This is a genomic window from Spiroplasma sp. ChiS (assembly GCF_002968355.1).
GTDB lineage: Bacteria > Bacillota_I > Bacilli_A > Mycoplasmatales > Mycoplasmataceae > Spiroplasma > Spiroplasma citri.
On the sequence record NZ_PUUH01000294.1, the window covers coordinates 1 to 7,106 of the forward strand.

General features: G+C 30.1%; 6 protein-coding genes. All 6 read left to right on the forward strand.

What is annotated here, in order from left to right; genetic code table 4:
- Positions 1-1,491, forward strand: a 1,491-nt coding sequence (locus tag C6B38_RS10395; protein WP_105299209.1) for an adhesin, incomplete at its 5' end; no start/stop codon positions are given.
- Positions 1,491-1,760: an Mbov_0395 family pilin-like conjugal transfer protein gene (locus tag C6B38_RS07835; protein ID WP_105299210.1), complete on the forward strand. Its 270-nt coding sequence runs from the start codon at positions 1,491-1,493 to the stop codon at positions 1,758-1,760. The genes C6B38_RS10395 and C6B38_RS07835, both read left to right, overlap by 1 nt.
- 11 nt (positions 1,761-1,771) lie before the next feature.
- A complete protein-coding gene (locus C6B38_RS07840; RefSeq protein ID WP_105299211.1) occupies positions 1,772-3,337 on the forward strand; it encodes an Mbov_0396 family ICE element transmembrane protein in 1,566 nt (521 codons plus the stop codon).
- Positions 3,327-5,855 (forward strand): Mbov_0397 family ICE element conjugal transfer ATPase, encoded by a 2,529-nt coding sequence (locus C6B38_RS07845; RefSeq protein WP_105299212.1) that lies wholly within the window; start codon positions 3,327-3,329, stop codon positions 5,853-5,855. The genes C6B38_RS07840 and C6B38_RS07845 overlap by 11 nt, the downstream gene beginning before the upstream one ends.
- A 3-nt stretch (positions 5,856-5,858) precedes the next feature.
- The gene (locus tag C6B38_RS07850) at positions 5,859-6,197 is read left to right on the forward strand and encodes a hypothetical protein (protein WP_105299213.1); all 339 of its coding nucleotides are present in this window, start codon (positions 5,859-5,861) and stop codon (positions 6,195-6,197) included.
- A 97-nt stretch (positions 6,198-6,294) separates the two neighbouring features.
- Positions 6,295-7,106: type IV secretion system DNA-binding domain-containing protein (locus C6B38_RS07855; protein WP_146693363.1), on the forward strand; the 812-nt coding region annotated here is incomplete at its 3' end.

The following is a 7,106-nucleotide window of genomic DNA, read 5'->3' on the forward strand; positions in this document are numbered from 1 at the left end:
TGGACTCGCCCCGACTTGCTTAGTGTTGATGGGGAGTTAAACATTGATATTGCCAACCCCAACATTGATAAAGTTATTTTTGATAATGTCCAACAACCACAAACAAGCAAACAATGAAAAATAAATGTTAAACCCGAAACGACAGCCCGCGACCATAATTTACAAGTAATGTTTACTTTGGATGGTAAACAATATACGAGTGAAATTACGGTCTCAATGCAAGCGAAAATTGACCCACCAACACCAAGTAAGCAAGAAAATTTAAGTGAGTTAATTAAAACGACTGATTTAGGTAATATTATCAATAACAATGATAACACTATTTTTTCAGCCGTTAATCAAAAAAACCACAATGTTATTGATGATTTTTCGCAAATTGAAATAACCAAAAAAGATAATCATTCTGCAACTTTAACCGCGAAAAAAGATAGTAAAAGTTATGCGGGTTCGGTTGATATAACTTATAATGTTGTTTCAGCAACGATAGTTGACTTAAAGATTGATGTAACAGCAACATCATCAACCGCAACGGTAGTGAAAGATTATCTTGGTCAAATTGACGACAGTAATATCATAAACCCCGTTAACACTTTTTACTATGCAAGTAGTGAAAGTATTATCACAATGGTTAAACCAACACCAAGCAGTGTGATAACTGGCGTTGTCTATGGTTGTGATGACAAATGAAATAAAACATCACAATCAAGCAATATTGACCCAACAAACGGGATAAAACTTGATGGGTCGCAGTTAGCAACAACAAATGGTAAATATGTTGTTGAACTATCTGACAACCTAGGTCATACCGAAAATGTTTATTTACAAATAAACGAAAATAAAAAAGATATCAAAGAATATTGAAATACGAATAATGGCAAACAATTTGAAATCTGAGCGAAAGCAAATGGACACGACAATATCCGTGGGTATAGTGCTAGTCAATTAAACAATCTTTTTGCAGATAGTAAAAATTGACAACAACTAGCAAGTGATAGTCAATTTGCAATTGCTGTTGCRGACTGATTTAAAACCAATGGTAAACTGACAGCAACCGAACCATTGACAACTGAGCAAGTTGTCGAGCAGTTAAAAACCCAAATTCCAAGTGATATCAAAATTGATAAGGTAAATACCAACAATTATGATACAAATAGAATTGCGTTTGTTTTAAACCAAAGTGATTTTAAACCAAATGACAAAGTAAACATTACTGTTAAATACAATAATGCCACAGCAGACAGTTTTACTTTGCAAATCAAAGACAGCAAGACACCCGACAATAAGAAAAATGGCGATAGTAAATTGTGAATTATTGGTGTTGTTGTTGGTGTGTTGGCCGGTCTTGGTCTTGCATATTTGTTCTTTAAAAGATTTGTCTTTGATAAATATTTTTTACCAAAAATTAAAGTTAAAGGTCATAAAAAGTTTGTGGAAAAAGTAAGAAAACGAGAAAATGAAGCACAAAATAATAACAAAGGGGGTGATGAATAATGATGACTTTGTTAGCAACAAGCGGGGTAAATGATTTACTTAACAAAATTTTAGGGATTGCTTTGCCAATATTAATTGCTATTGCAGTTGTATCAGCAATTATTATGATTGGTGTTTATGCGATTGGGGGTAAATTCAATGCTGATAGTAGTAACCGCAAAGAAACAATTAAAAAAGTAATGTGAGTATTAATTTGTTTGTTAATTGTTATTCTTGCTAGTGCGATTGTCTTGGCGTTTAAAGATACTATTGCACCAATCACAAGTTAGGGGATGTAATTATGTTGTTTCAAAAACGCAAAAAAGATAATTTAACGGTTATAAAATCAAAAAAACCAATTTTAAAACAAGGGTTAGAGCAATTTATTGCCTATTATTTTAAAAAAATATTTACAATATTGGCAATCGCAATGATACCCTTATTAATGATTGGTTGTATTGTGATTGCTATATTATCTGCGATATTGTGGTTTTTGCCAAATACCGCAACATCAACTAACATTCAAACATTTTTCTCTAATACTTTAAATGTTGAAACAGTAGAAATAACCGGCGGGTCAAACATAATGGGGAACATTATTGGTTGAGCGATAAATAGTTTTTGTGCTATTTTGTATCTTATTTTTATCAAGCCGATTGTTTGGTTGCTAGGTGGAATGCAAGATGTCGTCTACTTTATTGGTGGGGGAGCGTTAAGCGAACAATTATTTAGTATGAATAATATTAACACGATATATTGGTTGCTGTTTGGCATTGCAAGTGCGATGTTAATTGTCATTATTGGCACAAAAGCGATAGCGTGAATGTATAATAATCGCCGCCACGAAATAAAAGCGGCGATTACAAATATTCTGATTATCATTATTGCCATTCCTTTAATACCAACATTGTTTATTATGGCAAATACAATTATGACTATGATTGTTAAATTGTTTTTGCAAAATGCTCCGATTGATACAAATAATATTGCTTTGTCAATTTTTAATAGTAGTTTTATGAATGGTGTTCATCAGTTTGATTATATTCCTGTGTCGTGGACTTTTGATGATAGTGGGTCTTTTAGTTATATTATTTGTTTGGTCTCGGAGTGTTTTATGGTTTATATTATGTTTACTGTTTGCTTGTTTTTATTTTGGCGGGTAATTGAATTGTTTATCTTATTGTGTTATTCGCCGGTTGTCGTTGTGATGAGTGTTGCTGACCAAGGACAACAATTTCGGAATTGAAAAGATATGGTTATAGGGCGATTTATAAGTTATGCCTTTATGTTTATAACTTATAACATATTTATTATTAGTATCGCCGTGTTAGGACAAGTGGCAACCTTTATGCCGAACTCTTTATCGCAACCAATCTTTATTTTACTTGGTATCTTTGCCTTTGGGTTTGCCGTTGCAAAATCACCACAAATTATAACAAGTTTAATTGGTGGTAATACAGCGATGAGCGATAGTATCGGTAATCTGATGTCCTTTGGAATGGCAACTAACCTTGCTAAAATTGGCGGTAAATTCGCGTGAAAATCGGGGAAATTTGCCGCTCGTAATGTAGTTGGTAAACCAATTGGTTTAACCCAAGGGATAAGTAGTGCAATGAAAGGCGGTACCCCATTTAAAGATGCGGCAGCGGGGACTTTGTTTGGTGGTTTTAACCCTAATACGGGGGGTGTTGCCAGTGCCTTTGCGGGTCAAGCAATGAAAACGAAAGATAAAGTTATGACAAATATAAGTGATTATCAAACATTCAAAGAACAACGAAAACAGAAAACAAATAAAGACAGTGTTTTACAACAAGAAAACACTAAAACAACAAAGAAAGAAAAAGGAGACAAAAACAATGGAAAATAACACAAAAATAATCACTAAAAAAGCAAGTAAAGTCAGATTTACTGTTTCCAATGCTCTTGGTGGTATTGGTTGACAAGAACTTTTTATTATTTTTGCCGCAGTGGTTTTGATAACTTTATCTTTGACTTTGCTTGCAAAATTATCCTTGCTGGCGGGGGTTATTACAACTGTTATTGTTGCTATTTTAACAATCTTTTTAATTTCTCCCAATAAAAACGGTGAAAAATTATACTATGTAATTTTTGTTGCTATTGCGTTCTTATTTAAAAATAAAAATCATAAAATAGAAAATGCTAATAATACTTTTGCTGATATTAATAAAAATAGTATTGTTTTTAACAAAAAACAAGCACTTATATATAAAATAAATGCTGTTGATTTAACATTGTCAACACAAGAAGAACGCAATACACCGATTTATGATTTTTCTAATTATTTGCGTGGATTAAATTTTGATTTTGAAATTATCAAAATTGATAGCAAATTGAATTTTGACAAAAATAAAAACTATCTTACACAGACCTTAAAGCAAGATAGTTTAAAAAATTCACAAAAGCACCAATTAAATAATTTTTTGTCTATGTCTGAATACTTGGAAAACCAAGATTTAAAACTCGAACAAAATTATTATTTAATTGTTTTTACAAATAACAACGATAAAAAACTTGAATTATCGTTGTTATCATATAATCAACATCTTTCTTTGACTTTGCCAACAAGCGAAGAAATTAAGAAAATTGTTGATAAAAAAATCATACCAACAAATTCAGCAATTTCAATAACCCCAACAAAAATTAAAGAAACTGCAAAATATTTGCAACTGGATAATAATAAATTTGTTAGTTATCTTACTGTTAACCAATTTCCTCTTACTGTTAATGATATGTGGTTAAGTAATTTTAGCGAAATAGAAAATGTCAATATTTCGCTTCGTGTTCGCCATTTAGACAATATGATAGCGTTTAAGTTGCTTGACCGTGCAATACGAAGAGCACAAGACCAAGAAACTAAAAAAGCAAGTGAAGATATTGAATATAATTTATACTTACAAAACTTTAATGAGTTATTACAACTTATTCAAGTTGGGGGTGAAACCTTGAAAATGGTTTCAATTATTTTTACTTGCTTTGCTGATAGTAAAAAAGAATTAGACCAAGTTGTTTCAAATTTAAAAAATGAAATGATAAGAAATCGTTTTACTGTTAATGATTTGACATTTCGCCAATTTTCAACTTATAAATGTTTGTTATTTAACAATAATGATAAATTAAAAAACATTGAGCAAGAAATGGCAACCATTACTCTTGCTTGTTCTTGACCATTTCCAAGTAAACCGTTAAATGACCCCAAGGGGTTAATAATGGGTGAAAATGAGCAAATACAACCAATCATATTTGATATAAAAACCAAGTCATCAATAAGAGCAAGTCATAATGCTTTTATTGTTGGTCAGATGGGATTTGGAAAAACTTTTAATGTTAAAAAACAACTTAACTGATTATATTGTAATAATACAAAAATTTATATTATTGACCCACAACGCGAATATGGTAGTTTTGCCAAATACCACGGTGGCGAAATTATTGAATTTGGTAATAACCCAAAGGCAAAGATAAACCCCTTAGAAATCTTTACCAATAATTTTGCTGAACATATTTCGTTGTTAGAACAATGGTTTAAAAATTTGTATAGTGATTTAAATAATATAGACCTTGCTAAATTGCAAGAATATATTATTCAATTATATAAAAACTTTAAAATTACTGCTGATACAAATTTAAAAAAATTATCTCGAAAAGATTATCCAATTTTAACTGATTTATATAACTTGGTATATCAAAAAGAACAAGATACTTTGTTGGAAAAAATGTTGTGAAAACTAACCAAGGGAGCAGACGGTACCTTGTTTAATGGTGTTAGTACCTTAGAAATTAAAAGCGACTTGATTGTTTTTGATATTTACAATATGGCAAAATCAAAAACAATTGCTAACGCCCAAATGTATTTGTTGTTAGCGTTGCTTGACCGTGTTATGAAAAAGAATAAGGAAGATAACTTAAACTTACCACCCGAACAACAAAGTTGAGTTTGTATTGCGGTTGATGAGGCACACTTATTAATTAACCAAGATAATTTGCTTGCCCTTAATTATTTATTTACTTTGTCTAAAACTTGCCGAAAATTTAACGGAATATTATATATTTTAACGCAAAGCATAGGCGACTTTACCCAACATGGCGAAAATGTTAAACGCCAAGCACGGGGAATAATTGAACAGTGTACTTATCAATTTATCCATCATTTAAATTCAATCGGTTTGCAAAACTATACTGAATTATTGACTGATAACAATATGATAAATGCCCATGAGAAAAATGTTATTTTAACACCTAAAAAAGGGTTGTGCTTATTTAATATTAATGATAAGCGGTATATTTTGCAAGTTATCGCCACAAGCGAAGAAATCAAAGCAATCGGTACCCAAGAAGACATTAATAACCTAGGAAAGGAAACATAAATTATGGAACAAAAACAAAACGAATGAGTAACAGTTAATATTATGGCACGAAGAAAACTAAAACGCGAAACCGAGAAAGCAGTTTTATTTTCTATCCCCAAACATAAAGGTTTGTCGGTGTGAATTAGTAAAAAATGTGTTCATGGTTCGCGTAACGGCAAAATGTTTGCGGTTGGTATCAAAGCCGATGATGAATATACAATATGAATATATGACGCTGACAGCAACCGACATTTAAAAAGTGAAATTTGACAAGGGCAAATTTTAATTAATCTATATCAAGGTGAATTTAAAAAGATTGTTGATTGAGTTAATAAACATCAACAATCATTAAATAAATAAAATCGTTTTTGTTGTATTGAGTTAATATATATTATTCATTAAAATATTTTTCAATGCAGCACAAACGACATTTTTTTATTGAAAGGAGTTATTTCAAATGTGAAAAAAGACTATAAATTGGCGAGATAAAAATATTAGAAATAAAATTATTTATTGATTTATTTTTATTTTGGTAATTCCGTTTATTCTGTTGTGCTTAATAAATTGTGCTTCGGCGATTATTATTATGTTTTTAAAATATCATACACTAGATTTTAAAAACTTTCATATTGCTTATGCTGATAAATATAGTTGGTTAATTTCACTTTTGTTGTTTATTATTGGTTTTTTGTTTTTCTTATGATTTTATGTGTATCATAAAATAGATAATATGGATAGTCCAAAAATAAAACAACAAAAAAGAAACAAAGCAAGTGATAAAGAATTTAAAACATTACAGTTAAAAATGCTTGCTCTGAATAATAAGTATGGTATTCCAAAAAATAATTTAACTCAACATACTTTATTGGTTGGAACAACGGGAAGCGGTAAAACAACAACATTAATGTTTTTAGTAAAACAATTAACTCAAATATTTAAACAAACCACAATTATTATTGATGGTAAGGGGGATATTGATTTAATTAATAAAGTTAAACAACTAGACCCTAACGCTTTTATTTGAGAAATTGGCGGGTCAACTGAATACAACCCTTTTGCGACAAAAGATAGTGTTGTGTTGACAGATAAGATAATGTCGTTGTTTGATTTTACCGAACCTTATTATAGAGATAAGGCAAAACATTACTTATTAATTTTATTAGATGTTATATTAAAAAATAAAATTGATATTACTTTAAACAATATTATTGAATACTTTAATATTGAAAAATTATTAAAGTTAGTTAATGTTAAAAGTGTAAATTATGA